The 25198-nt window shown below is 56.2% G+C and carries 22 protein-coding genes; 8 read left to right on the top strand and 14 right to left on the bottom strand.

What is annotated here, in order from left to right:
- Positions 1 to 64: 64 nt before the first annotated feature.
- Positions 65 to 1366: a phosphoribosylamine--glycine ligase gene (purD, locus tag SHEW_RS17650; protein ID WP_011867209.1), complete on the bottom strand. Its 1302-nt coding sequence runs from the start codon at positions 1364 to 1366 to the stop codon at positions 65 to 67.
- A 51-nt stretch (positions 1367 to 1417) separates the two neighbouring features.
- Positions 1418 to 3007, bottom strand: a complete 1590-nt coding sequence (gene purH, locus SHEW_RS17645; protein ID WP_011867208.1) for a bifunctional phosphoribosylaminoimidazolecarboxamide formyltransferase/IMP cyclohydrolase — start codon at positions 3005 to 3007, stop codon at positions 1418 to 1420.
- A gap of 298 nt (positions 3008 to 3305) precedes the next feature.
- Between purH and zntR the strand changes: the two genes are divergently transcribed.
- Positions 3306 to 3782: a Zn(2+)-responsive transcriptional regulator gene (gene zntR / locus SHEW_RS17640; protein WP_011867207.1), complete on the top strand. Its 477-nt coding sequence runs from the start codon at positions 3306 to 3308 to the stop codon at positions 3780 to 3782.
- 3 nt (positions 3783 to 3785) lie between these two features.
- On the top strand, positions 3786 to 5210 hold the full coding sequence (locus SHEW_RS17635; RefSeq protein ID WP_011867206.1) for an SO_0444 family Cu/Zn efflux transporter: 1425 nt from the start codon (positions 3786 to 3788) through the stop codon (positions 5208 to 5210).
- Positions 5211 to 5305: 95 nt separating this feature from the next.
- On the opposite strand, the gene SHEW_RS17630 is transcribed toward SHEW_RS17635, so the two are convergent.
- From SHEW_RS17630 to SHEW_RS17620, 3 genes are all read right to left on the bottom strand, one after another.
- Positions 5306 to 6337 carry a DUF4382 domain-containing protein gene (locus tag SHEW_RS17630; protein ID WP_011867205.1) on the bottom strand — a complete coding sequence of 344 codons (1032 nt, stop codon included), beginning with the start codon at positions 6335 to 6337 and terminating at the stop codon, positions 5306 to 5308.
- Between the two features lie 391 nt (positions 6338 to 6728).
- Positions 6729 to 7454, bottom strand: a complete 726-nt coding sequence (locus SHEW_RS17625; RefSeq protein ID WP_011867204.1) for a YebC/PmpR family DNA-binding transcriptional regulator — start codon at positions 7452 to 7454, stop codon at positions 6729 to 6731.
- A gap of 108 nt (positions 7455 to 7562) precedes the next feature.
- Positions 7563 to 8498 (bottom strand): LysR family transcriptional regulator, encoded by a 936-nt coding sequence (locus tag SHEW_RS17620; RefSeq protein ID WP_011867203.1) that lies wholly within the window; start codon positions 8496 to 8498, stop codon positions 7563 to 7565.
- Between the two features lie 110 nt (positions 8499 to 8608).
- On the opposite strand from SHEW_RS17620, the gene SHEW_RS17615 reads away from it, so the two are divergent.
- Together SHEW_RS17615 and SHEW_RS17610 are read left to right on the top strand one after the other, a co-directional pair.
- Positions 8609 to 9685 carry an HlyD family secretion protein gene (locus SHEW_RS17615; RefSeq protein WP_011867202.1) on the top strand — a complete coding sequence of 359 codons (1077 nt, stop codon included), beginning with the start codon at positions 8609 to 8611 and terminating at the stop codon, positions 9683 to 9685.
- Positions 9686 to 9690: 5 nt separating this feature from the next.
- On the top strand, positions 9691 to 11298 hold the full coding sequence (locus SHEW_RS17610) for a DHA2 family efflux MFS transporter permease subunit (protein ID WP_041407488.1): 1608 nt from the start codon (positions 9691 to 9693) through the stop codon (positions 11296 to 11298).
- A 46-nt stretch (positions 11299 to 11344) separates the two neighbouring features.
- Here the strand turns inward: SHEW_RS17610 and SHEW_RS17605 are convergent, their stop codons facing one another.
- The 7 genes from SHEW_RS17605 to SHEW_RS17575 all read right to left on the bottom strand — a co-directional run bounded on the left by SHEW_RS17605 (position 11345) and on the right by SHEW_RS17575 (position 19876).
- Positions 11345 to 11866 carry a nitrous oxide reductase accessory protein NosL gene (locus tag SHEW_RS17605; RefSeq protein WP_011867200.1) on the bottom strand — a complete coding sequence of 174 codons (522 nt, stop codon included), beginning with the start codon at positions 11864 to 11866 and terminating at the stop codon, positions 11345 to 11347.
- Complete coding sequence (locus SHEW_RS17600) at positions 11866 to 12684, bottom strand: ABC transporter permease (RefSeq protein ID WP_011867199.1); 819 nt, start codon at positions 12682 to 12684, stop codon at positions 11866 to 11868. Before SHEW_RS17600 ends, SHEW_RS17605 begins: the two co-directional genes overlap by 1 nt.
- A complete protein-coding gene (locus tag SHEW_RS17595; protein ID WP_011867198.1) occupies positions 12681 to 13649 on the bottom strand; it encodes an ABC transporter ATP-binding protein in 969 nt (322 codons plus the stop codon). The genes SHEW_RS17600 and SHEW_RS17595 overlap by 4 nt, the downstream gene beginning before the upstream one ends.
- A 4-nt stretch (positions 13650 to 13653) precedes the next feature.
- Positions 13654 to 15027 carry a nitrous oxide reductase family maturation protein NosD gene (locus tag SHEW_RS17590; RefSeq protein ID WP_011867197.1) on the bottom strand — a complete coding sequence of 458 codons (1374 nt, stop codon included), beginning with the start codon at positions 15025 to 15027 and terminating at the stop codon, positions 13654 to 13656.
- Between the two features lie 174 nt (positions 15028 to 15201).
- On the bottom strand, positions 15202 to 17088 hold the full coding sequence (gene nosZ / locus SHEW_RS17585; protein ID WP_011867196.1) for a TAT-dependent nitrous-oxide reductase: 1887 nt from the start codon (positions 17086 to 17088) through the stop codon (positions 15202 to 15204).
- 52 nt (positions 17089 to 17140) lie between these two features.
- A complete protein-coding gene (gene nosR / locus SHEW_RS17580; RefSeq protein WP_398351668.1) occupies positions 17141 to 19219 on the bottom strand; it encodes a transcriptional regulator NosR in 2079 nt (692 codons plus the stop codon).
- Positions 19220 to 19579: 360 nt separating this feature from the next.
- On the bottom strand, positions 19580 to 19876 hold the full coding sequence (locus SHEW_RS17575; protein ID WP_011867194.1) for a c-type cytochrome: 297 nt from the start codon (positions 19874 to 19876) through the stop codon (positions 19580 to 19582).
- 366 nt (positions 19877 to 20242) lie between these two features.
- Between SHEW_RS17575 and SHEW_RS17570 the strand changes: the two genes are divergently transcribed.
- On the top strand, positions 20243 to 20713 hold the full coding sequence (locus SHEW_RS17570) for a GNAT family N-acetyltransferase (protein WP_011867193.1): 471 nt from the start codon (positions 20243 to 20245) through the stop codon (positions 20711 to 20713).
- A gap of 155 nt (positions 20714 to 20868) precedes the next feature.
- Here SHEW_RS17570 and SHEW_RS20460 read toward each other — a convergent pair whose 3' ends face one another.
- Complete coding sequence (locus SHEW_RS20460; RefSeq protein WP_223294739.1) at positions 20869 to 21045, bottom strand: hypothetical protein; 177 nt, start codon at positions 21043 to 21045, stop codon at positions 20869 to 20871.
- A 295-nt stretch (positions 21046 to 21340) separates the two neighbouring features.
- Here SHEW_RS20460 and SHEW_RS17560 point away from each other — a divergent pair, with 295 nt between their 5' ends.
- Entirely contained in the window at positions 21341 to 22219 is an 879-nt protein-coding gene (locus tag SHEW_RS17560) for a radical SAM protein (protein ID WP_011867191.1), read from the top strand.
- 42 nt (positions 22220 to 22261) lie between these two features.
- On the opposite strand, the gene SHEW_RS17555 is transcribed toward SHEW_RS17560, so the two are convergent.
- Positions 22262 to 23095 (bottom strand): mechanosensitive ion channel family protein, encoded by an 834-nt coding sequence (locus tag SHEW_RS17555; protein ID WP_011867190.1) that lies wholly within the window; start codon positions 23093 to 23095, stop codon positions 22262 to 22264.
- A 231-nt stretch (positions 23096 to 23326) separates the two neighbouring features.
- On the opposite strand from SHEW_RS17555, the gene SHEW_RS17550 reads away from it, so the two are divergent.
- Together SHEW_RS17550 and SHEW_RS17545 are read left to right on the top strand one after the other, a co-directional pair.
- Positions 23327 to 23782, top strand: a complete 456-nt coding sequence (locus tag SHEW_RS17550) for a hypothetical protein (RefSeq protein WP_011867189.1) — start codon at positions 23327 to 23329, stop codon at positions 23780 to 23782.
- A gap of 223 nt (positions 23783 to 24005) precedes the next feature.
- Positions 24006 to 25181, top strand: coding sequence for a type III PLP-dependent enzyme (locus tag SHEW_RS17545; protein WP_011867188.1), 1176 nt, complete (start codon positions 24006 to 24008; stop codon positions 25179 to 25181).
- Positions 25182 to 25198 lie beyond the last annotated feature (17 nt).

The following is a 25198-nucleotide window of genomic DNA, read 5'->3' as shown; positions in this document are numbered from 1 at the left end:
TTTATTGCATGAAAACTGAGCGTGATGTAGATCTCAACTTTCCATGAATATCCCTTTATGGGTATTAGGCCTGCTCGTTTTCCCGGGCGATGGCGCGATAGGCGATATCGGTACGGAAATAGACGTCATCCCAGTGGATCTCATTGACCAGTTGATAGGCACGCTGCTGCGCCTTAGTCACATCTTGGCCCAGGGCGGTGGCACACAAGACGCGGCCGCCATTGGTGACCACATGGCCATCCTTCATGCTGGTGCCCGCGTGGAACACCTTGGCATCATCGCTGCCTAGGCTGAGTCCCTCGATCACATCGTGCTTGCGATAGGTATCTGGGTAGCCACCGGCAGCCATCACCACGCCTACAGCGGCGCGGCTGTCGAACTCGGCGGTCACCTTGTCCAGCTCGCCACGGGTGGCGGCCAGGCAGAGCTCGACCAGATCTGACTGAAGACGCATCATGATAGGCTGGGTCTCAGGGTCGCCGAAGCGGCAGTTGTATTCCAGTACCTTGGCGCTGCCATCTGGCGCAATCATCAGACCGGCGTAGAGGAAACCTGTGTAGACATTACCTTCAGCAGCCATGCCATCTACGGTTGGACGAATGACGTTTTCAACAGTCCAGTCGTGAACCGCTTGTGTCACCACTGGCGCCGGAGAGTAGGCGCCCATGCCGCCCGTGTTTGGGCCGTTGTCGCCATTGTCTCTGGCCTTATGGTCCTGGCTGCTGGCCATAGCCAGAATATTTGTGCCATCGACCATGACGATGAAGCTGGCTTCTTCGCCTTTCAGGAACTCTTCGATCACCACGCGAGAACCGGCCTCGCCAAACTTGTTACCGGCCAGCATATCTTCGATAGCCGCATCGGCTTCGGCCTGATCTTGAGCGATGATCACCCCTTTACCCGCCGCCAGGCCGTCGGCCTTGATGACGATGGGGAAGCCAGTGTTGGCGGTGACTTCGGTAACGTAAGCCTTGGCAGGCTCGATCTCGGTGAAGTTCGAGTAGGCCGCCGTCGGAATGTTGTGACGGGCCAGGAAGTCCTTGGTGAACGCCTTAGAAGACTCTAGCTGCGCCGCACCTTGGGTTGGACCGAAGATAGGTAGCTTAGCTTCGTTGAAGGCATCGACCACGCCCAATGACAGCGGCACTTCCGGGCCGACGATAGTCAGTTCGATCGCCTGCTCCTTGGCGAAGCTTACCAGCTCAGAGATGGCTTCGACGGCAATCGAAACGTTCTCAAGCTTAGGCTCCAGCGCTGTGCCGGCGTTGCCCGGCGCCACGAAGACTTTCTCGACCAGGGGTGACTTAGCGGCCTTCCAGGCCAGGGCGTGTTCGCGTCCGCCGCTACCTATTACTAATACGTTCATGCTATATCCTTAAAACGGCGCCCGGACTTGTGGCCCAGGCGCGAAAGCAAATTAATGACGGAAGTGACGCATGCCGGTGAAGACCATGGCCATGCCATGCTCGTCGGCGGCTGCGATGATCTCTTCATCGCGAATCGAACCGCCCGGCTGGATGATGCAGCTGATACCGGCGGCCGCCGCGGCGTCGATGCCATCGCGGAACGGGAAGAAGGCATCGGATGCCATGACAGAACCTACGACTTCCAGATTCTCATCGGCAGCCTTGATACCGGCCACCTTGGCGCTGTAGACGCGGCTCATCTGGCCGGCGCCCACGCCGATTGTCATGCTGTCTTTGGCGTAGACGATGGCGTTAGACTTAACGAACTTGGCCACCTTCCAGCAGAACATGAGATCTTTCATCTCGGCTTCGGTAGGCTGACGCTTAGTCACTACCTTGATGTCGCTCATCTCGACCATGCCTTGGTCTCTGTCTTGGATCAGCAGGCCGCCGTTGACGCGCTTGTAGTCCAGGCTGCGGGTCTTGCTAGCCCATTGACCACACTCCAGCAGACGGACGTTGGCCTTGGCTGCCACCACGTCGCGTGCCGCCTGGCTAACGACAGGTGCGATGATCACCTCGACAAACTGACGCTCGACGATGGCGCTGGCGGTCTCTGCATCCAGCTCACCGTTGAAGGCGATGATGCCGCCGAAGGCTGAGGTTGGGTCGGTCTGGTAGGCGCGGTTGTAGGCCTCGAGCAGATCCTTGCCGATGGCGACGCCACAAGGGTTGGCGTGCTTGACGATAACACAGGCCGGCTCGCTGAACTCTTTGACGCATTCCAGCGCCGCATCGGTATCGGCTATGTTGTTGTAAGACAGTGCCTTACCCTGTAGCTGAGTCGCGCTGGCAACCGAGGCTTCGTCGATGTTGAGGTCCACATAGAAGGCGGCGCTCTGGTGGCTGTTCTCGCCGTAACGCAGATCTTGCTTCTTCACCAACTGAGTGTTGTAGGTGCGTGGGAACTTAGAATCCTGGTGGCACTCGTCCTGGCTGTGCGCCGGTACCATGGTGCCGAAGTAGTTGGCGATCATGCCATCGTAGGCGGCCGTGTGTTCGAAGGCGGCGATAGCCAGATCGAAACGTGTCTCCAGCGTGGTGCTACCCTGGTTGGCCTGCATCTCTTGGATCACGCGATCATAGTCTTTGGCGTTAACGACAATGGTGGTGTCTTTGTGGTTCTTCGCGGTAGAGCGCACCATGGTTGGGCCGCCGATGTCGATGTTTTCCACGGCGTCGGCCAGGGTGCAGCCTTCTTTGGCCACAGTCTCGGCAAAGGGGTAGAGGTTAACGGCAACCAGATCGATAGGCTTAATGGCGTTCTGTTCCATCACTATCTCATCGATACCGCGACGGCCGAGGATGCCGCCGTGCACTTTAGGGTGCAGGGTCTTTACGCGGCCGTCCATGATCTCAGGATGGCCCGTGTAGTCAGAGACTTCAATGACAGGCACACCGTTGTCTGCTAGCAGACGGGCGGTGCCGCCGGTAGATAGCAGTTCAACACCTTGAGCGTGCAGGGCTTGTGCAAACTCCAGGATTCCGGTTTTATCAGAAACGCTTAACAGCGCGCGACGAATAGGTCTGGCATTATTCATTTTAGGTACAGGGTCCAGTGGTTATTTTAAGGATCTTTCGGAAAACAGAACAGTTAGTGCTTGCTAACCATAAGCGTATTGCTTTCCAAAAGCCCCTCAAATAGTCGACTCCCCATCGCGGCGCGCGTATTTTACCGTAAAACTGTGTGCCATGCTGTTTTTTTCTGTGCGATTTCACAATACGCCATGGCGAACAAGCAACAGATTGTAAATTACGGCAGAATAACCCTTGACCTTAGATTTAACTCTAAGGTTTATACTGGCACTATCGCAATGAAAAAGGCGCCCTGGAGGCAAGATGTTTCGTATTGGAGAGTTAGCCAAACAGTGTGAGGTCAAGGCCGATACCCTGCGTTTTTACGAGAAGCATGGCCTATTGTCGCCGTCGATGCGCAGCGACTCGGGTTACCGCCTCTACACAGAACAGGACGCCGAGCGTCTGCGCTTCATTCTGCGGGCAAAGGCGGTGGGCTTCACCCTGTCTGAGATCACCGAGCTGTTATCTATCGATCTGGACAAGTCCAACTGGGCCTGCGCCGACGTGAAGGGAATGGTGGATATCAAGCTGGCCAATGTGGAAGAGAAGATCGCCGAGCTGAATCATTTTCGCGTCTCCCTGCAGCGGCTATCCGATGCCTGTTGTGGCGGGCCGGAGAGCGCCGAACATTGCTCCATCCTGGAGGCGCTTGAGTCTAACGTCGAGGTGAAGTGTGAGAACCACAGCCATGATCACGGCGAAACCGAATATAAAACCAGTTGTAAGCTAAAGGGTTAACCTATGTTGTTATCTAATTTTATCGATCTCTTTCTCGATTCCGCGCCCTGGCTGCTGCTGGGTCTGGTGCTTGCCGGTATGTTGAAGATGTTTGTGCCCATGACCTGGATGCAGAAGCAGCTGGGCGGTCACGGGGTCAAGACCACTATCAAGGCAGCTGTGTTAGGCGCGCCCTTGCCGCTCTGCTCCTGCGGGGTGATCCCTGCCGCCGTCGGCCTGCGCCGCTCGGGCGCCTCTAAGGCCGCCACCACCTCATTCTTGGTGTCCACCCCTGAGACAGGCATCGACTCTGTAAGCGTCTCCTACGTGCTGCTTGGCCCCTTCATGGCGGTTGTCAGACCCATAGCTGCGGTCACCAGCGCCATTGTCGCCGGCCTGCTGGTGGGACGTGACGATGATGAAGCCAAGGCTGCCGAAGTAGCTCATTCGGCCGGTTCTAAACGAGATGAGGCAGACAAGGCTGAGGCGAGCAGCAGTTGCTGTAGCAGTAAGCCAGCTCAAAAGTCGCTCGAAAAGGCTGAGTCATCGAGTTGCTGTGGTGACAAGCCGAGTGCGCCTGTGCGTATGACGACGGATGCCTCGCCCATGATGATGCGCCTCGTGAGCTCAGATGCCATTCTCAAGCAAGAAGCCTTGGTTAAGCCAGTGGCCGCTCCGACGTCTGTGAATCCCGCGAGCGGTTCATGCTGCGCCAGTAAGGCGGCCCCTGAGCCGGTCAGCTCATGTTGTAGCAGTAAGCAAGAGGTGAAGTCGGCGAGCTCATGCTGTTCGAGTGCTAAGGGCGATAGTCAGAATGCTCAGGGCGAGAGTTGCTGCGAGTCCATCAAAGATGTCGCTAGCGAGCTTAAGGGCACCTCTGTGTTGGCGCGCATGGGTAAGGGCCTGCACTATGCGGCGACTGATCTGGTGCGTGACACTACCGTCTGGCTGTTGATCGGCCTCTTCTTTGCGGCCCTGGTACAGACCTATGTGCCGGGAGATTTCATGGCCAAGTGGGGTGATGGCATCTTGGCCATGTTGGTGATGGTGCTGATCTCTGTGCCCATGTATATCTGCGCTACGGCATCGACGCCGATTGCCGCAGGTCTGCTGCTGGCGGGGGTATCGCCAGGTGCCGTGCTGGTCTTCATGCTGGCGGGTCCGGCAACTAATATCGCTACCCTGGGGGTGGTAACCAAGGAGCTGGGTAAACGCGCCCTCTATGGCTACCTGGGTGGCGTCTTGGGTGTGGCCTTGGTAGCGGGCGTCTTGGTGAACTATCTGGTGGCGACCTTTGGTTTCGAGGTGATGCCTCAGGTGGGCGAGCAGCATAATCTGTTGCCTTCCCTGGTGGTAAATGCCTCGGGGATCATACTGGCGATTTTGATGCTCAAAGTCTTGCTGGCCAAGCTGCCGAAGAACTGGTGGCGCCGGGATTGCTGCTCTTAATATTTAGCTTCGGTCAATAAAAAAGGCACTCATGAGAGTGCCTTTTTGCTTTCTGTATATTGGTTACTTCGCAAATAATTGCTTAGTCCAAGGGCTTATGGCGCGGGTACTTCGGCAGCGTCGAAGTCACGCTCTGTGGTGGTGCCTTGGGTAACGGTCACGTCCTGCTCATCGGCATGGATGAAGAAAGGCGCGTCGACGTCATCTGCGCCGTTGGCCACTTCTGGATCGTCATTCTGTGCCAGACAGGTGTAGCCCAGGCTGTAGTTGGCGGCGGCGACGAAGCCAAACTCATACTCGTAACCCACCACGGTTTCTGTCTCGTCGGTGACTGGGTTGACGCGGGCCGAGGCGATAGGTGCCACTTGCGGCTCGGTGATGTCGGCCTCTAGGCGGAAGTCCTGCATGTTCTCAAGTGCGGTCGCCGTTGGGTAGAGGTAGACGGCCGGGCTGAACTCTGAACCACCGGCGGCGGCTTCACAGTCTGCCATCACGCTGGCGTCGACCATGCCGTGAATGGCGCCGACTTCGGCGTTGTTGACCAGCTGTACCGACGTTGGCTTAAGGGTCCAGTAGTCCTTGTTGCCGTGGGGTGCCTGCAGGCCTTGAGAGAGGTTAAACTCGGCGACGAAGTTGTTCACGCCGGCCGCGATAGTGAAGGCCTTGTTGAAGAAGAGACGACCCGTGCCTTCCTCTTCGGCGCCTACGCCGCCACAGCTACCATTGCTGTTGGTGACCAGACCCGCGTCCATGTCATCCATGGTTTTCACGTAAGAGCTGTTGGTGTCGGCCACTTCGCTGTTTTGCATGTAAATACACATCTGGTACTCGCCGACCGGAATAGACTGGCCGCTCACCAGCGTCTCGACCTCCTGGCCTTGTACCGTCAGCAGGTCAACGTGTTTCAGCTCGCCGTTTTCTGAGACGTCGAATGATAGGGAGCCATCGCTACCTTTGAGTACGACCTGTTTGAAGGCGATATTCACGACTTTAGCGTCGGCAGGGTTGTCCGATACTCCCAGGCTGAAGACACCCGTCTTAGGGGTTTCAGGTGTGTCATCGCTGCCACCACAGGCGGCGAGTAGGCTGGTGAGTGCTATGGCGATAATCGATTTTGAATACTTCATAGGTTACCTGTTTATCATCTTGGTTAATCAATGGTGCCAAGGTCGCGATGCCCTAGGGGAGGCAGCGAGTCTCGGCGCGGTTGATTCTTGCTTTTGCTTTTATAAGTGGAGCTATAAGGATAGGCGAACAGACGCCCAAGTCCACCGAAAACAGGGCTAAAAGGTGCACTATGAATAAAGTTTAATTGCCAGGGTGGTGAGCACTTACTCTAAACGCCAAGGCCTTGGCGAGAGTCAAAAAACTTACGGGAAAATCACGGTGAGATTGGCTAAAAAAGGAGCGATTCATCAACGGGTTCGACGAATCGCTCTTGGTTTTATTTCGACCAGATTGGCTGGTGGAAGAGGCATTAACTCGGTTTCTGCTTATGCGTAAATCGAGTGCGTAAAATTAGGCCTTGATGTCGGCGTTGTGGTAGACGTTTTGTACGTCGTCACAATCTTCCAGTGCGGCCTGGAATTTTTCGAACTGAGCGATCACTTCCGGGTCGGTGAGTTCTGTCATGGTCTGTGGTACGAAGGCGATCTCTTCCACTTCCAGCTCTGTCTCAGGGAAGGCTTCGTTCAGGGCGGTCTTGGCCTTGTAGAACTCAGTGTTTGGCGCGAATACGCTGATGATGCCATCTTCCACTTCGATATCGGCCACATCGACGTCGGCCATCATCAGGGCTTCCAGTACCGCTTCTTCATCTTCGCCCTTGAAGGCAAATACCGCTTGATGGTCGAACATGTGGCCAACTGTGCCTGGGCTACCCAGCTTGGCGTCGTTCTTCACGAAGGCCTGACGTACCTCGGTAAAGGTGCGCTTGCCGTTGTCGGTCAGACAGTCGACGATTACCATGGTGCCGCCTGGACCAAAGCCTTCGTAACGCGCCGTTTCATAGTCTTCACCGCCGCCGCCTCTGGCTTTCTCTAGGGCGCGTTCGATGACATGAGCAGGAACCTGATCTTTCTTAGCCTTGGTGATCATGTGGCGCAGTGCCAGGTTGCCGTCAGGATCGAAGCCACCGTTCTTTGCGCAAACATAGAGTTCTTTGCCGTAGCGAGAATAGAGTCTCGTCTTTTGCCCAGCCGTTTTGGCCATAGATTCTTTGCGGTTCTGGTATGCTCTTCCCATCTTGCGATATCTCTTTAAGCGAAAAAAATTGGCCCAATGTTAGCAGCTTTGTCGACGATTTTGCAGACTCCGCTGCTTATTTTGTCAAAACTGTGGCGCGGCAACTCCCTAACGCTGGGGCGGGGTGATGAAATCTGGGATCTCCAGTATCTCGCCGGGCCTGCGGTCGAACAGCGACAGATAGATATACTCGATGAAGGCGCGATACTTGCGCGGCAGGTAGGCGCGGCGGGGAAAGCTCAGGGTAATGGCGGTCTGCGCCATGGGAAAGTCGGTCAACAGGGGGATAAGATGCCCCTCGTCGATGGCAGCCTGGGCCACCAGGGTTGGCGCCGTGGCGATCCCCAATCCTTCGATGGCGGCCTCACGGGCCAGGGTGACATTGTTGACCGTCAGCTGGGCTTCGGGTTCTATGGTGATCCACTGCTGACCATCGAACAATCTCCAGCCACCGTCGATGTGGGTCGATTTGAGGCGAATCGCCTTGTGGTCGATCAGATCCTGCGGCGTGGCTGGCGTGCCGTGGCGGGCCAGATAGTCTGGGCTGGCCACCAGGGATTTGTCTGTGTTGAGCACACGATAGGATTGCAGCCGCGAGTCGCGCACATCTGAGACCTGAAACAGAATATCTATTCCTTCCTCTATCATGTCGACCTTACGGTTGGTCAGCTCGGCGTCCAGGGTCATCTCGGGATGCGCCTCTAGAAAGCGGGCGAAGATGCGGCCGAAGAATAGCTGGCCCAGCTCTATCGGGCAGACGATCTTCAGGTTACCCTTGATGGTCTCTTGGCTGGCGCTGAGCTGGTCTTCGGCGCTCTGCAGATCCATCAGGATCCGTTGGATCTTGTTGTAATAGATGCTTCCCGCCTCGGTAAGCTTGAGGGCGCGGGTGGTGCGGTACAAGAGCTGCACCCCGGTATCAGTCTCCAGCTCGGCGATCTTACGACTCACCGTCGCCTTGGTGAGTCCCATCGCCTTGGCGGCCGAAGTGAAGCTGCCTTTGTCCACCACCTGAGCGAACATCTGAATACGATTCAAATCCATCTATTGTTACACCTGTGAAACAGTTGGTAATTTTTTAACTGACTAATAAACATTATAAGACAGTAGTAAACTATCAAATACTAATCAAGGTGTTTATCCGTGGGGATTGGATGTCAAAACGTCGCATATTTATTGTGCTACCGCTGCTGTTATTGGCTGTGGTAGTTGGAGGCTACTACTGGTGGAGTCAGGTTCGGTTTATCGAATCGACCGACAACGCCTATGTAGAGGCCGATATCTCTAATATCAGTGTCAAGGTGCCGGGTTATGTGGTGACCGCTAAGGTGACAGATAACCAGCATGTGGAGCAGGGGCAGCTGCTGGCCGAGCTGGAGTCGAACCAGTACCGCGCCAAGGTGAGCCAGAGTCAGGCGAGCCTGCAGAGCAGTCAGGCAGAGCTGCAGACCCTGTCGGCCAAGGTGACGCTGCAACAGGCGATCATACGTCAGGCGGCCGCCGGTGTGGCCAGTGCCGAGGCGGAGAAGATCCGCGCCGAGCAGCAGCTCAAACGCACTACCAAACTAAAGCACAGAGATTACAGCTCACAAGATGAGGTGGATCAGGCGACTGCCGCCTTCGATTCGGCCGTGGGCCACCTGGATGAGGCCAAGGCGGCCCTGGTGGCCAAGCAGGCTGAGCTGGCGGTGCTTAACGCTCAGCTGAATCAGAGTCAGTCACAGGTGGCCCAGGCCAAGGCCGGCCTTGAGCTGGCAGAGATCCAGCTGGCCGATACCCAGATCAGAGCCCCCTTCTCCGGGGTGATTGGCAAGCGCGGCGCCCTGACCGGCCAGTATGTGCAGCCGGGGCAGTCGCTCTACAGTTTGGTGCCGGATGGCGCGGTGTGGATCACCGCCAACTTCAAGGAGACCCAGATCCAGCATATGCAGCCTGGGCAGTTGGTTCAGGTTCATCTCGACGCGTTTCCCGACCAGAGCTTTACTGGTGTGATCGATAGCCTGGCCCCCGCCTCTGGCGCCAAATTCAGCCTGTTGCCGGCGGAAAACGCCACCGGTAACTTCACCAAGATAGTGCAGCGTATTCCGGTGCGGATCCGTTTGGATCTGGATGATCAGACCAACATAGTTCCCGGCCTCAGCGCCGTGGTGAAGGTGGATACCCGAGGCGCGCCGAAAGACACAGTGATCGCCAGCAATCGTAAGCAGGTTTCGGTTAAGGCCACCCAATGAGCAGCGTGAGCGCCACCCAGGAAATTCCTGCCGAGATAGCAGAGCAAGTCGTTCCTCCCCAGGCGACTAAGCCCCAGGGCTATGAGCGCGGCAGCTTTCGCTCCTGGGTCGCCGTGTTTGCCGGCCTGCTGGGCGCCTTCATGGCGATCCTGGATATTCAGATCACCAACGCCTCGATGAAGGAGATCCAGGGCAGTCTGGGCGCGACGTTGGAGGAGGGGTCCTGGATAGCCACCGCCTACCTGGTGGCCGAGATGATTGCCATCCCGCTATCGGGCTGGCTGAGTCAGGGGTTGTCGGTTAGGCGATATCTGCTGTGGACCACGGCGGCCTTCATCTTGGCTTCGTTTCTCTGTTCGCTGGCCTGGAATCTGGAGGCGATGATCGCCTTTCGCGCCCTGCAGGGCTTCTTCGGCGGCGCGCTGATCCCGCTGGCCTTTCGGCTGATCTTGGAGCTGCTCCCCAAGGAGAAACGTGCCACAGGCATGGCGCTGTTTGGTGTCACCGCCACCTTCGCGCCATCTATCGGCCCCACCCTGGGCGGCTGGCTCACCGAGCAGTTTAGCTGGCACTATCTCTTCTATATTAATATTCCCCCCGGGCTGCTGGTGATGGCCATGTTGGCCTATGGTTTGAGAGCTCAGGCTATCGATTGGGATAAGCTGAAGAACGCCGATTACTCTGGCATAGTCACCATGGCGCTGGGCATGGGGTGCCTCGAGGTGGTGCTGGAGGAGGGCAATCGTAAGGATTGGTTTGGTTCAGAGCTGATCCAGAATCTAGCGATCGTTGCCGCCATCAACATAGCCCTGTTTGTCTTTATTCAGCTGCGAAAGTCATCGCCGCTGGTGAACCTCAGGCTACTGGGGCAGCGTGATTTCGCCCTGTCGACCTTGGCCTATTTTCTGCTGGGAATGGCGCTGTTTTCGGCTATCTATATGATCCCCCTCTATCTGTCGCAGATCCATGACTATAGTCCGCTGGAGATCGGTGAGGTGATCATGTGGATGGGCTTTCCTCAGCTGCTGGTACTGCCTCTGGTGCCGAGATTGCTGCAGAGATTCGACGGGCGGTACCTGGCCGCCTTCGGTTTTAGCATGTTTGCCCTGAGTTACTACATGAACAGCCACATGACGCTGGACTTTGCCGGTGAGCAGATGATCGCGGCCCAGGTGGTCAGGGCCCTTGGTCAGCCCTTTATCCTGGTGCCTATCGGTATTATTGCGACCATGCATATCAGCGCCCAGCAGACGCCGTCGGCCTCGACCGTGCTCAATGTGATCCGTAATCTCGGCGGCGCCTTCGGTATCGCCCTGGTGGCCACCCTGATCGACAATCAGTCGCGTACCCATCTGGCGGACATGAAACAGACGGTGGCGGCGGTGAGTGGCCAGGCCTATCAATATCTGCAGCAGACCAGTCAGCTGTTTGTGCAGGCAGGCTCGGATCCCGTAACCGCCCAGGCGCAGGCCAAGGCCATGTTGGCCAAGACCATGACCCAGCAGGCCTACATTCAGGCCTACAACGATGTGTTTCTGATCATCTCTGTGCTGCTGATGCTGGCCGTGGTGGCCGTACTGATGATCCGCAAGCCTAAGCCCGACGCCGCCTAGTGGTTAGCACTTTGCCTGCTAGAGCTAGAGCTAGAGCATAGAGAGTCTAGAGCATGGCGAGACTGAGCTGCCCGAAGGGGTAAACCTGGCCGCCAAACTCGGCGGCAAAGGCCTCGGCATCCTCCCGCTCACCGAAGCTGGCTAGGGTCTTGCCCATGGCACCTGTCTGGCTCGAACCCACCACATACCAGGCCTGTCTGGCGTCGATGAAGTGACTGTCCAGCGGCGCCTGCCAGGGGCTTTTAGCCATGTCGTGCACATAGATCTCCTTGACCTGCTTGCGATACTCAGGGTCCAATAGGAAGCTAAACAGATCCCGGGTGGAGCAGAACTTTTTCACCGTCTCTTCTGTCTTGAGATAGAGCTCCCCCTTGGGGCCGGGGAAGTTACCGATCAACATGCCGCACAGGTGACACTCGTCGCCGTGCTCCATGGCCACCGCCTCACGAATAGCGTTTTGCTCACTCTCTTGCCCGCAGGCGCTCAGCCCCAGCAGCAGGATACTGATGAGACTCATCAAAACTGGCGAATTGGTAAGCTTGGTTTGGCGCATTCTGGTTTGGCGCATTAGAGTGTCTTCCTGTTAAAGATGAGGGCGGCTAAAGAGAGCGGGGCGAATACCCAGGCCAGTAGCAGTGAGAATAGACTGCCGGCCGACATGCTGCTGTTGATGGCCACCGCCAGCACACCGTTGATATCCTTGGTATCCAGGCTGGCCAGATTCACCAGACGGAAGAGATCCGCCGGATTGAGCATCATCAGCTGCACCAGCTGTTGCTGACTCAGCCCCTCCTCTATGCCCACCAAAACCGCCAGCAGGGCGAGGTCGAACACCAATACGAAGAAGAACCAGAGCATCAGCGCCAGCCCGGCGGCCTTGGACTTCTCACTCACCGACAGGCTGATCACATAGGCGATGCTGATGAAGCAGAGGCCGAGCAAGATGGCCGTGGCGATGAAGAGGCCGAAGCTCTGCAGCACGGCGCTGGCGTCGGACTGGCTGGCCAGTAGCAGCGCGGCGCTACCGAAGCCCAGGCTGGTGGCCAGTGCCATGATGGCGCCCTGGCCGACAAACTTGCCCAGCAAGAGCTGGGTGTGGCTGATGGGGTAGGTGAGCAGCAAGAGCAGGGTGCCGGCCTCCTGCTCGCCGACGAAGCTGTCGTAGGCCAGCAGCAAGGCGATCAGCGGGATCAGAAACACCGCCAGGCTCGACAGGCTGGCGATGGTGGACGACAGCGATGCCGTGCCCAACTGCCCCGAGGCGACCGAGCCATAGTAGCTGAGTCCCAGGGAGAGCACGGCGAAGATGAGGGTGATGGAGATCAGCCAGCGGTTACGTAGCCCGTCTTGAAACTCTTTGATGGCGACGGCGAGAATGGCATTCATTGTATCTGCCCTCCTTGATGGCTAATCTCTATTTCGTTGTCCCCTTTATGCGCCTTACTTGGGCGCTGACCCAGGTAGTGCTGATAGACACGTTCCAGATCCGCCGGCTCGACACGAATATCCCCCAGCTGATCCAGTTCTACCAGCTGACGTATGATGGCGAGTTTCTCCTGCTCGGGCACCAGCAGCTGATCCGGGGCGATGAGATAGGGGGTGAAGCGGGCATCCTGTTTCAGGGCGCCGTTGAGTCCTTGGGTCTTGATGGCGACGGGGAGCTGGGCCTGTTGTCTGAGCTCGCTCAGGCTGCCCTTGGCCAGCAGGCGACCGCCTGAGATGATCAGCGCGCGGTCGATATGCTGCTCGACGCCCGGCAGCACATGGGAGCAGAGTATGATGCTGGCCCCCTCGCTCTTGAGCTTATCGACGCTGGCGTAAAACTCCTGGGTGGCGATGGGATCCAGCCCCACGGTCGGTTCATCCAGCAGCAGCAACTTGGGGCTGCCGAGGAAGGCCTGGGCCAGCCCCAGCCGCTGACGCATCCCCTTAGAGTAGGTCTTCACCTGGCGGTCCATGGCGTGGGTCAGGCCTACCTGTTCCAGCAGCTGTTCGATCGCCTGTTTGGGTACAGACTTGAGCCGGGCGAAGTAGCGCAGTACCTCGCGGCCGGTGAGCTGGTCGTAGAAGCTGACATTTTCCGGCAGGTAGCCGACCTGCTTGCGCGCCTCGAAGGCCTGTTTGGAGAGAGGATCCTGGCCGAATACCTTTACCTGACCGTCTGAGGCCGGGATGATCCCCAGGATCAGCTTCATTATGGTGGTCTTGCCCGCGCCATTGTGGCCGAACAGCCCCATGACTTCGCCGGGAAAGAGTTCGAAGTCGATACGTTCGAGGGCCGATACCTTGGCATAGCGCTTGGCGACGCCGCTCAGGGAGACGATGGGCCTTGAAGGAGAAGATGCTTGCATTGTGTCACTCTGCCTCATTAATTACTGCCTGCTGGCCAGCCAGAGGTGGCGCCTGCATGAGTGGAAAACTGTCTTTGACGCCCACGGGTTTGAGCACGGGAAACTGGGTCTGAATCCAGCGCAGGATAAGCACCGCCGGGCTGTCCAGTAGCATCTTGGCCTCAGGGTATTGCCAGATCAGCTTGTCGATGCCGTCGTTGGGCTCGAAGGGGCGATCGCCGAAGCCATCGTTGTCGAGATCCCAGCCCAGGTAGTTGCTCCAGAAGTTGCCTCTGCCATCCTGGCTCCATTCGGCCTGACGGTTGGCCACATATTTCACCTGCACCGGATTGTTGATGAAGCTGTTACCAAATACCTTGGTGTGCTCAGAGCCTGCGGTGAGGTGGATGCCGATCTCGGCGGTGTCGATCAGGTTGTGATTGATGCTGTTGTAGGCCGAGTTATAGACAAACAGCCCCTTGCCCTCACGACCCAGCACCTTGTTTTCCGGCTTGGTCCAGACTCGATAGATGCGGTTATGGCTGATCTCCGAGTAGGTGATGAAGTTCATCAAGAAGCCGTAGTCCTGGCTGTCGCGGCTCTCGTTGCCGCTCACGGTGAGCTGGCGTGAACTCATCAGGGCATAACCGGCGCGGGTGTCGTAGGCCAGGTTGTCCTGCACGCGATTACTGTGGGAATACATGTAGTGGATCCCGTAGCGCAGGTTATGCATGGTGTTGTTTTTAATCGTGTTGTGTTGGCTGGAGATGATGTAGATGCCGTCGCGGGTCTGGTTGACCTCGTTGTCGCTGACCTCGACGTTCTGCACTATGGAGAGCTGAATGCCGTTGCCTCTGTCGGCGGAGCGCAGCCCCGGATTGCCCTGAATGCGGTTATGGTGAACCTTGATCTCCTTGCCTTTTTGCAGCCAGATACCGAAGCCGTCGCCCTGTAGGCGGTTCTCTCTGATGACGAGTTCGCTGGCGCTCTGATCCGAATAGATGCCGGCATCCTGGGCGGTAAGATCGTCGCCCCAGTTGACTATCTTGAGTCTCTCTATGGTGACCTTGGAGCTTTGCAGCAGCAGGGCATTGCCCTTGCCTTGGGCGTCTATGATGCTGGTATAGTCGTCGGCGCCAATAAGGCGTATCCCCTGTTTGATGACGAAGTTGCCAAGGTAGCGACCCGGCTGCAACTGAATATTATCGCCCATCTGAGCCTGGTCGAGCACCTGCTGCAGGTCTTGCTCTGGACTCACCTCGATATAGGCGGCCTGACTAAGCGGGCTGAAAGAGAGCAGGCTGAAAAAGAGTAGGCTAAATCTGAAGAGACTAGAAGCGAGCAGGCTGCACTGGTGAAAAAGACCCAGGCCATGAGCTAGCCTAAGCCTCAAGGCCATTATGGCGAGACCGGATTTGGCGGTGGATCTGTTTGGCTTGTGGTTCAAGGTCTGTTACACCTCTGGCGTCTGTCGTTTTGGTTGCTATGGTTTTCGTTGTTATCGCTTTTATTTACGCTAGCGCTGGGTTAAGGCAGGCGCCTGACGCGGGGGCATCAGACGCCTGCATTTTACTTAGGCTTCTACCAACATGCGGCCACGCATCTCCATGTGCAGGGCGTGACAGAACCAGTTGCAGTAGTACCACTGTACCCCAGGCTTGTCGGCGATGAAGGTGACAGATGCCGTGGCCTGTGGGCCAATCTCCATCTGTACGCCATGGTTGGTCATACAGAAGCCGTGGGTCACGTCTTCCACCTGATCCAGGTTGGTGACCACTACGGTAACCTCGTCGCCCAGCTTGACTTTAAACTCGCTCATGCCGTAGTTGGGCGCGACCGAGGTCATGTAGACACGGACCTTGTTGCCGTCGCGGATCACCTTGTTGTCCATCATCAGGCGCACGCCATCTTTCTCGGCCATGGCCACAGTATCGGCAAACAGCGGATCGTCTCGGGTCCACAGCTTCTTCGGCTTGAGCTTGCTACGGTGCACTATGATGCAGTCGTGAGGCTCGGCGAAGGTTGGGCCGTCGTGCACCAGCTTCATCTCATCGCCTGAGATGTCGATCAGCTGATCGTTCTCTGGGCGCAACGGGCCAACGGGCAGGAATCTGTCCTTGGAGAACTTACACAGAGACACCAACCACTTGCCATCGGCATCGCGAGTTTCGCCCTGAGAGGTGTGGTTGTGGCCCGGTTGATAGTGTACGTCCAGCTTCTGGCGCAGGTAGTTGACCTTCTTGCCCTGGTAGGCCTGAATCGCCTCTTCCACGTTCCACTTGGCGATCTGGCTGTCGAGGAAGAGGGTGGTGTAGGCGTAGCCCTTGTTGTCAAACGCAGTGTGTAGCGGGCCAAGGCCCAGCTCTGGCTCACCGACGATGGCGTCTCTTGGCTTGATCTTGTCGTCGAACAGGTCGTCCAGTTTTTCGATAGAGATGATAGAGACGGTCGGTGATAGCTTGCCGTTGGCGACGAAGTACTTGCCGCTTGGCGAGGTGTTCAGGCCGTGTGGCGACTTAGGAACGGGAATATAACGGGTGAGATCTGAGCCCTTGCGACCATCCAGCACGGGGATCTTGTTGCCATTGTAGGTCTTAAACTTACCGGCCTTGACCGCGGCCTCACAGCGGGCCAGGTTGAAGATCACCACATGGTCGCGCTCGGCGGTGATCATCTCGCTGAGATTCATCCCCATCTCTGAGTTGTAGCAGGTAGAGGCGAAGTACTTGCCGTCGTAGTCGGCATCTGTGTTATCCAGGTTACCGTCTACCATCACCTGGAAGGCGACCTCCATCTTCTCGGCATCGATCACGTTGAACAGGGAGCGATAGGTGCTGACATCTTCCAGCGTCTCCTTACCATTGTTGTTCAGCGGGACCTCGAATTCGCCGTTACAGATGACATATTTAGTGTAAGGCACCTTCTGTACCCGCAGGCCGTGGATGGCCTGGGCGTTGGGGATGGTGATCATCTTATCTGTCTTCATCACGTCACAACGGATACGGGCCACGCGGGTGTTGGCCTTGTCGTTGATGAAGAGATATTTACCGTCGTAGCGGCCGTCCTGCATGCTCATGTGTGGGTGGTGGGCGTCGCCAGCCATCAGGTGGGCGCTTTCGCCCTTGACCGCCTTACTCTCGTTGGTGATGCCCCAGCCGGTGGCGCTGTCGATGTTGAATACCGGGATACGCATCAGCTCTCGCATCGAGGGCAGGCCCATGATACGGACTTCGCCAGAGTGTCCACCGCTCCAGAAACCATAGTATTCGTCCAGCTCCCCTGGATGAACCACTGGGCTGTTACTGGCCTCGGCCGCCTGGGCCTTGGCCATCGAGGCGAACATGGCGGCGCTCATGGGGGCGGCCACTGCACCCGCCCCCAGCAGGGCCGTCTTGCCCATAAACTCGCGTCGACCAGCGTTCTCCAACTGGTTGGCTGGTTTGTTATTCTTATCTTGCATAGTCCATCTCCATCTTAGTTATGTTACCTGCACTTATATGTGTTGATTCGTCCTATACGGCGGTGACCGTTGGGATCTCTTGGTCTTTGTATTGCTGGCGTTTGCGCGCCAGTTTTTTCAGCGGTGGGCACTTCTCTTCGTTGAAATAGGTCACCTGACAGTCGAGGCAGTAGTGGCACTCGCGCATGTTGATCACCCCGTTGGGATGAATCGCCTGGATCTCGCACTCCTTGGCACAGGTCTTACAGGGCGTACCGCACTCGGGGCGGCGCTTGAGCCAGTCGAACAGACGCACGCTGTTGCTCACCGACAAGGCCGCACCCAGCGGGCAGAGATAGCGGCAGAAGGTCTTGCGATTAAACAGGCTGGAGAAGATCATCAGCAGCGCCCAGAGAATGAAGGGCCACTCGCGATCGAACTTGAGCAAGAAGGTGGTCTTGAAGGGCTCTATCTCGGCAAATTGCTCAGCCATGGCTAGCGAGTCCAGCGACAGGCCAAACAGCGCCAACAGGATGAGGTACTTGATGGCCCATAGGCGCTCATGTACGGCGAAGGGCAGCTCGACCTGCGGTAGCTTGAAGTAGCGGCCCATGACATTGACCAACTCCTGCAGGGCACCGAAGGGGCAGAGCCAGCCGCAGTAGACGGCGCGTCCCCACAGCAGCATGGTCACAGCAGCGGCGCACCAGAGAATGAAGATGATGGGATCGAGCAGGAAGAGATCCCAAGAGAAATCCTTCATCAGGGCGTGCAGGAAGGTAAACACGTTAACCACAGAGAGCTGTCCGCCCCAGCTCCAGCCGATCACCACCACGGTAACCACCAGGAAGCCGTGACGCAGGCGGTGCATGAAGGTAGGGTGGCGCACCAGTATGTCCTGGAAGAAGAGGATCAGCAGCAAGACCCCCATGAGGATCAGCAGTAGCACCACCTCCAGCTGTCTGTCGTGCCAGATCTGCTGCACCATGGTGAGCTCCGGCTCGGGCACTATGGCCGCCGGAGTGTCGACATACTTGCCCAGCGGGTCGTACTGCCCCTTGAAGCTGGTGAATATGCTATCGATAGGGCCGGTCTGGCGGCGCACCAGTAGTTCAAACTGCCAGCTGCTACCTGGGTCGAACTCGTGGTGCTGGGCGATGCGAAACACTGACATCTCGTTGAACTTGGGGGCGCCCTGGATGTAGAGGTCGCTGATGCGGTTGTGGTCCAGATCCCTGAAGGAGATGGCGTTATCTTTCTGATGCACCTGTATGCGATCGAAGATGCCGCCACGCACATAGCCAGAGCCCTTGAAGGAGTAGCCATTGCCCATGACGGCCACCAGGTGCTCGCCGGGTTGCAGCGTCTGCATCAGCCACTGATAGTCGGCCTCGCCGAAGAGGTTCTTGCCTATAGTAGGGATGTCCGCCAAGGTGTAATAGATCTCGGCAAACATCTCCTGCTTCTCATCGTCGCTGGCCTTGTCGACCTCCTCGGCGGCGGTGCCCTCGAAGGCGTCGTCAACGGCGCCGCGGGTCAGGTAGAGTTTGCGAATCGAGCCATCGCCGGTCAGCTCGGTCCAGTTAGCTGGGGTGAAGAGTTCCTGCTTGATGGTGGAGATTGGCTGGATCTGGTCGGCCTGCTGCTCGATGATCCCGAGCGCGATGGCGGCCTGGGTAGCGGCCTTGGTGATGGCGACGTTCATCACCATGACGGTCACGGTCGCGCCCGAGAGGCCGTCGATGGCGACTATGCCCTCCTTCTCGTTGCCGCCCACCTTGAGCCTGTCTTTGACCGACAGCCCGGTGTATTGCTCGGCAAATTTCCACAGCTTGCTCTCTGGGATCCCCGCCAGGATGATGGGTTCGTGGTGCTCCAGCACCTTGGCGCCCAGGTATTTACCCTCTGGGTCGATGGCTACCAGGATGTTGACCGGCTCGCCCGAGTAGGCGGGGATGCGGGCGATATCATTTGTCTCGAAGCCATAGCCCAGGATCTGCTGATCTTTGTAGATGGTCCACAGGGCGGGCTCGCCCTGTTTGTCTGAGATGCGTGTCGCCTCGGGGAACAGCTCATGCAGAATGGGCTGGGGATCTTTGGGCGGGCTGACAAACAGGGCATAGCTGGGCATGGCTAACATAAGTGCCAGCATGAGTGCCAACAGGGTCAATAAAATCCATTTTGCTTGCCTCGCATGGTGCATCAATCTTGCCACTCGAACGCTCCTACAGTCAGTCCCAGGGTGTGTCAACCTAGTGTTATTTATAGTGCATCCTAAATGCATCTTTATGATTGTGACGTGACTGAGATCAAATAAATCGCGATTTTGTTAATTTGACACACATTGAAACAAGGCGACTTGGGGTGGCGATCACCCTGTAATTGGGCACCGGCGACTGGCTTTAGCAGGGGGGGAGAACCAGGGAAAAGACAGGGAAAAGACAGGCCGCGTCACCTGAGCGACGGGGCGCGACCTGTTGGGAGAGTGCTGTCTTGCGAGGATGAGAGGGGCTTACTTGAGGCTCTCGAAGTAGGCAGCCAGGTTGGCAATATCTTCGTCGGTCAGCGGCATGGCCATAGGCGCCATCACTGGGTCTTGACGCGTACCTTCCTTGAAGGCCTTCAGTTGTTTCTCAATGTATTGAGCCTTCTGGCCTTTGAGGTTAGGGTAGATGGGCGCCAGAGAGATACCGTCGGCACCGTGGCAGGCGGCGCAAAGCATAGATTTGGCTTTACCGGCTTCGATATCACCGGCGTGGGCCGTCAGAGACATTAGGCTTGCAAAAGCGATGAGGGCAATCTTTTTCATATGAACTCCATTAGAATAAGTTCTTTATTTTTAAGAACAATTGTTGTCGCAATATCTGATGACAGACGACTTAGGTCATCTAAATGTAGGCGGCGTCAATCGAATGCTTCCTAGTTTAGAATGGGTTAAATTGGGCATGTGAATCTTAGGTGTATTTATAATGCATGTATTTGACCGAGGTCAAGTCTCGCCGAAATTTGCGGTGGACATCACAGCCTGCTGCCTCTTTTGAGGGACTGGTCAGGTACTTACAGAGCAGGCGCACACCGACCTGGTACATGCTTGGGAGTCGATGGCTGTCGAAGCGGTTAATATAAAACGGCCAGGAAGAAGTAATTGAAAAAACGGCGATAGGCGCCGGAATTAATGAATGAGGGGATAGCAGTGCGTTGGGAGAGTGTGGCGTTTACCGAACTGAGCCTTGAGCGGCTCTACGAGCTGTTGAAGTTAAGGGTCGATGTATTTGTGGTGGAGCAGGTCTGTGCCTATCCCGAGCTGGATGGCAAAGACACCCTGGCCGAGACCCGTCATCTGTTAGGTCTGGATGAGCAGGGGCGGATAGCCGCCTATGCGAGGATCTTGGCCCCCGGGGTGAGTTACCCCCAAGCCAGCATCGGCAGGGTCATCGTCGCGCCATCGGCTCGCGGTGCGGGCGTCGCCAAGCCCTTGATGCTTGAGGCGATTGCCATCGCCAGACAGAACTGGCCAGCCCAGGGCGTTCAGATCGGCGCCCAGGAATACCTTAAGGGTTTCTATCAAGGGGTGGGTTTTCGACCCGTGTCTGAGGTCTATCTGGAGGATGGTATTCCCCATCTCGACATGTTGCTGGGTGCCTGATTAAGGCTAGCAGGTACACAAAAGGCGTAATGAAAGGGTCTAACGAATGGGACTAATGAATGAGTTAGAGAGACGTGCAAATAGAGGAGCACAGGGCGTGCTCCTCTATGTTCGGGTAATTAAGCCGTTAGGCTCGTCAGTCACCGAGTCGGTGACTAATCCCTGAGTTGGATCTTAGGATCATGTTCAACTTCGCCATATTTGTCTATGGTCGACAGCTGGCTCTGTTGGGCGATGATCGCAAGTGGACCCGAAGGCAAATGGCGAACAAACAACAGCCGATACCCGTATCGATGCAGGCTATAGAGGGCCATCTTTTGTTCCGCACTCATCGAGCTCCAATGCTCATCATGATGCAGGACGTTCCCTCGCCTGTCTTGCAGTTGCTGTGCTATTTGCATGTTATTATCTACACGTTTGTCGGCCGATGTAGCCAATATTTCTTTCTGTGCTGGCACCGCCAGCCAGTTTTAAAAGATTAATCTTAATTAGATTAACGTCAGTCATTTTACTGACTTTAATTGAACATTAATTGAACGAGATCAATTTATAGGGCGAGAAGTGGGCCCGAAAGCGAAAAATTATGAAAATGCTCACATATTGGTCACATTTTGAGACAGACATAAAATGATTAATTATATCGAACCGTTATTTCGGCCGCCTTCCGAGTGGAAGTCCCTCATACTCCAGGTAACCAATGGTTGTAGCTGGAATCGCTGCCATTTTTGCGACATGTATACCGCGCCGCAGAAGCAATTTCGTGCACAAAAAATAGATAAAATTGCAGAGGATATTCAACGGGTCGCCCAGCGAAACCTGTCGATCTCACGGGTATTCCTCGCCGATGGTGATGCCATGAGCCTGCCCTTTAACCGCCTGGAGGCCATCTGTCTGTTGATCCGTGAGCATCTGCCCCAGGTGACCCGCATCAGTAGCTACTGTCTGCCGCGCAATCTCAATAATAAGACGGATGCGCAGCTCGCCCGGCTCAGAGAGCTGGGGCTTAGTCTGCTGTATGTGGGCTGCGAGAGTGGGGACGATGAGGTGCTGGCCCGTATCGAGAAGGGCGAGACTTTCGACTCCTCCTTGCTGGCCTTGCAGCGCATACGCGCGGCCGGCATGAAGTCATCCGTGATGATACTCAATGGCTTGGGGGGCGTGGAGCTGTCCAGGCAACATGCGCTCAACTCGGCGCGCCTGATGAATGAGGCGCAGCCCGACTATCTGTCGACCCTAGTAGTGACTCTGCCCCTCGGCAAGGCGCGCATGGACGCCGGATTCGACGGAGATTTTAAACTGCCGGACCAGCATGGCCTGCTGAGCGAGATGCAGCTGCTGCTGGGTGAACTCGAGCTTGAGAAGACCATATTCAGGTCAGATCACGCCTCTAACTATCTGGCGCTCAAGGGGATACTGGGCCGTGACAAGCAGAGCCTGTTGACCCAGGTTGAGCAGGCGATTCAGGGACTGGTGCCCCTGCGCCAGGAGTGGCAGCGCGGCCTCTAGGCCGGCGCCGCCTTATCTTTGGCGCTAGCGCTCGATATGACTTTAGCGCTCGATATGAATTTCGCGTACCGGGCAGGGGATCTCTATGCCGGCCTGACGCAGTGCGTTGATCAGCTCCAGGTTGACCTGATACTTGTTCTGGTAGTAGCGGTTGGTGGGCACCCAGTAACGCAGGCCTATCTCTAAGCCAATGCTGTTGAAGCCGTTGATCCCTATCTGAGGGGCACGCTCCTGATTCACCTCTTCGTTGGCATCCAGCACCTGTTGGGCGATGGCCAGCACCTGGTTGGCATCGCTGGCATAGCTGATGTTGAAACGTATCTCGACCAGCTTGTCGCTGAATGAGTTGTGCAGGATCTCGCCGACGATATGTTTGTTGGGGATGCTGATCACCTCGCCTTCCTCATTGGTGAGCAGAGTCAGTCCCAGGTGGATGCTCTTGACCACGCCGCTGACCCCCTGGATCTCTATGGTGTTGCCCACCACGAAGGGGCGGGTAACGATTATGGTGACGCCCGCCGCGTAGTTAGAGAGCATCCCCTGCAAGGCCAGGCCAGCACCCAGAGAGGCCGCACCGATAGCCGCCACCATGGGCGTGATGCTGATCCCCAGCTTGCCCAGGGCGATGACCCCCACCATGACTATGATGAGAATGCGCACCAGATTGGAGACGAAGTTGCTCAGGGTGATGTCTATCTCATGCTTCTCAAACTGCTTGGCCACCAGGTTGGAGATCTTGTTGGCGACCCAGAGTCCCAAGAGGAAGATAAGCAGCGCGCCGACCAGCTGGAAGCTGTACTTCACCAGAAACTCGGTCAACAGGTTGTAGACATTTTGCAGTTGCGCCAGCTCCTGCTCCAGACCATTTTCGTTCATAACATTCGTCCTAAAATTTGCCGCGAACCACTATCGCGTGGGCATAGAATCCAACCTGGGTATGTTACTTAATATTCAATGGCTTGATAACCAATATCTCATTCATGTCCCATGACACTCATTAGCGTGAAGCATATCAAGCAATTGGCACGCATCCGAGGGCATGGCGGCCAGTATAAGATATAGTCTAGTTCACCCCTAAGTAACCTAATCCTTAGTAAAAGAGGCATTATGAAAGCGCTAATCTTGGCTGTGGGCGTGCTGTTTTCGGCCGCCAGCCTGGCCAGCAGCCTGACCACAGGCGATCGTATCGAGGCAATCACCCTGGCGGATCAACACCAAGCCGTGTGGGAGCTCAACAGCAATACCCAGGTTTTACTCTTTAGCCGCGGCATGAAGGGGGGCGAGATCATTCAGGAGGCACTTGAGTCCCTAGAGGGCCCCATGCCGGGGAACTGGCGTTATGTGGCCGACATCAGCGGTATGCCATCGCTTATCGCCAAGTTCGTGGCCATCCCCAAGATGCAAGATCTTAACTTCGCCATCGGCCTGGATCAGGAGGGCGAGGCGACCCATCTGCTTCCCGGTGATAAGGAGACGGCGACAGTGATCACCCTGGAGGGGTTCAAGGTGATCAAGGTGGTGAGCGTCGATTCGGCCAAGGCTCTGCTCGAGGCGGTGAAATAGCGCGAAAAGTGTGAGCCAAAGGTTATCAGAATTTATCTTACTAATTAATGGTTTAGCGTGGTTTTTGTCCCGTTAAAAATCAGGCCGTCTGTTTTGGAATAAAAATTTATTTATTAAGCATAAAAATTCGTTGATCTCGACGAAAAAATAGCGTTTACTTCGCAGCGATTTTTAACCGAATCACGCTAAATTATTTTTATTCTGCTACGGAGATACTGGCGAGATGAGCCAATTTCAAGCGATTGATGTTAATGAGTATTATGACCAAGCTACCTTTGAGCGTATCAAGGCGTTTGCTCAGGATAAACCGACACCTTTCGTGGTGATTGACACTAAAATCATTGCAAAACAATATGATGACATGGTGCATAACTTTCCTTATGCCAGTATCTACTATGCCGTCAAGGCCAACCCGGCCAAGGAGGTATTGACCCTGCTGCGTGACCGTGGCGCCAATTTCGATATCGCCTCTATCTATGAGCTGGATATGGTGAGCGACATCGGCGTGACGCCTGACAGAGTCAGCTATGGCAATACCATCAAGAAGCGTAAAGATGTGCGCGCCTTCTATGAGCGTGGCGTGCGTATGTACGCCTCTGATTCCGAAGCCGATCTGCGTATGATTGCCGAGGAAGCCCCCGGTTCTCGCGTCTATGTGCGCATCCTGACCGAAGGCACCCACACCGCTGACTGGCCCCTATCGCGTAAGTTCGGCTGCCAGAATGAGATGGCCTTCGAGCTGTTGGTGCTGGCCAAGACGCTGGGACTCGAGCCCTATGGCATCTCGTTTCATGTGGGCTCACAGCAACGCGACATAGGAGCCTGGGACTCGGCTATCGCCAAGGTGAAGAGCATCTTCGAGCGTCTGCGTGAAGAGCATGGCATAGAGCTGAAGATGATCAACCTGGGCGGCGGTTTCCCGGCGAATTATCTGGACAAGACCAACGAGCTGGGTACCTACGCCGAGCAGATCACCCACTTCCTCAAAGAGGACTTTGGCGATCAGCTGCCGCAGATCATCCTGGAACCTGGCCGTTCGCTACTCTCTAATGCCGGCGTGCTGGTGTCTGAGGTGGTGCTAATCAGCAAGAAGTCGCAGACGGCGTTGGAGCGCTGGGTATTTACCGACGTGGGTAAGTTCTCTGGCCTGATTGAGACCATGGATGAAGCGATCAAATTCCCCATCTATACCGAGCGTCAGGGTGAGTTGGATCGCTGCGTGATTGCCGGCCCGACCTGTGATAGTGCCGACATCATGTATGAGCACTACAGCTACGGCCTGCCGCTGGATCTGGCAATAGGCGATCGCATGTACTGGCTGACGGCCGGCGCCTATACCACCACCTATTCGGCGGTCTGCTTCAATGGCTTCCCGCCGCTGAAGGATTACTATCTGTAGTAGATAGAATTTCTAAG

Origin of the sequence: Shewanella loihica PV-4, from assembly GCF_000016065.1 — a bacterium.
Classification (GTDB): Bacteria; Pseudomonadota; Gammaproteobacteria; order Enterobacterales; family Shewanellaceae; genus Shewanella; species Shewanella loihica.
This window is presented reverse-complemented; position numbering and strand designations above follow the sequence as displayed.

What these genes read in the sequence shown, in the direction of transcription:
- purD (WP_011867209.1), bottom strand. Translation starts at nt 1,366, where the DNA reads ATGAACGTATTAGTAATAGGTAGCGGCGGACGCGAACACGCCCTGGCC.
- purH (WP_011867208.1), bottom strand. Translation starts at nt 3,007, where the DNA reads ATGAATAATGCCAGACCTATTCGTCGCGCGCTGTTAAGCGTTTCTGAT.
- zntR (WP_011867207.1), top strand. Translation starts at nt 3,306, where the DNA reads ATGTTTCGTATTGGAGAGTTAGCCAAACAGTGTGAGGTCAAGGCCGAT.
- SHEW_RS17635 (WP_011867206.1), top strand. Translation starts at nt 3,786, where the DNA reads ATGTTGTTATCTAATTTTATCGATCTCTTTCTCGATTCCGCGCCCTGG.
- SHEW_RS17630 (WP_011867205.1), bottom strand. Translation starts at nt 6,337, where the DNA reads ATGAAGTATTCAAAATCGATTATCGCCATAGCACTCACCAGCCTACTC.
- SHEW_RS17625 (WP_011867204.1), bottom strand. Translation starts at nt 7,454, where the DNA reads ATGGGAAGAGCATACCAGAACCGCAAAGAATCTATGGCCAAAACGGCT.
- SHEW_RS17620 (WP_011867203.1), bottom strand. Translation starts at nt 8,498, where the DNA reads ATGGATTTGAATCGTATTCAGATGTTCGCTCAGGTGGTGGACAAAGGC.
- SHEW_RS17615 (WP_011867202.1), top strand. Translation starts at nt 8,609, where the DNA reads ATGTCAAAACGTCGCATATTTATTGTGCTACCGCTGCTGTTATTGGCT.
- SHEW_RS17605 (WP_011867200.1), bottom strand. Translation starts at nt 11,866, where the DNA reads ATGCGCCAAACCAGAATGCGCCAAACCAAGCTTACCAATTCGCCAGTT.
- SHEW_RS17600 (WP_011867199.1), bottom strand. Translation starts at nt 12,684, where the DNA reads ATGAATGCCATTCTCGCCGTCGCCATCAAAGAGTTTCAAGACGGGCTA.
- SHEW_RS17595 (WP_011867198.1), bottom strand. Translation starts at nt 13,649, where the DNA reads ATGCAAGCATCTTCTCCTTCAAGGCCCATCGTCTCCCTGAGCGGCGTC.
- SHEW_RS17590 (WP_011867197.1), bottom strand. Translation starts at nt 15,027, where the DNA reads ATGGCCTTGAGGCTTAGGCTAGCTCATGGCCTGGGTCTTTTTCACCAG.
- nosZ (WP_011867196.1), bottom strand. Translation starts at nt 17,088, where the DNA reads ATGCAAGATAAGAATAACAAACCAGCCAACCAGTTGGAGAACGCTGGT.
- nosR (WP_398351668.1), bottom strand. Translation starts at nt 19,219, where the DNA reads ATGCTGGCACTTATGTTAGCCATGCCCAGCTATGCCCTGTTTGTCAGC.
- SHEW_RS17575 (WP_011867194.1), bottom strand. Translation starts at nt 19,876, where the DNA reads ATGAAAAAGATTGCCCTCATCGCTTTTGCAAGCCTAATGTCTCTGACG.
- SHEW_RS17570 (WP_011867193.1), top strand. Translation starts at nt 20,243, where the DNA reads ATGAATGAGGGGATAGCAGTGCGTTGGGAGAGTGTGGCGTTTACCGAA.
- SHEW_RS20460 (WP_223294739.1), bottom strand. Translation starts at nt 21,045, where the DNA reads ATGAGTGCGGAACAAAAGATGGCCCTCTATAGCCTGCATCGATACGGG.
- SHEW_RS17560 (WP_011867191.1), top strand. Translation starts at nt 21,341, where the DNA reads ATGATTAATTATATCGAACCGTTATTTCGGCCGCCTTCCGAGTGGAAG.
- SHEW_RS17555 (WP_011867190.1), bottom strand. Translation starts at nt 23,095, where the DNA reads ATGAACGAAAATGGTCTGGAGCAGGAGCTGGCGCAACTGCAAAATGTC.
- SHEW_RS17550 (WP_011867189.1), top strand. Translation starts at nt 23,327, where the DNA reads ATGAAAGCGCTAATCTTGGCTGTGGGCGTGCTGTTTTCGGCCGCCAGC.
- SHEW_RS17545 (WP_011867188.1), top strand. Translation starts at nt 24,006, where the DNA reads ATGAGCCAATTTCAAGCGATTGATGTTAATGAGTATTATGACCAAGCT.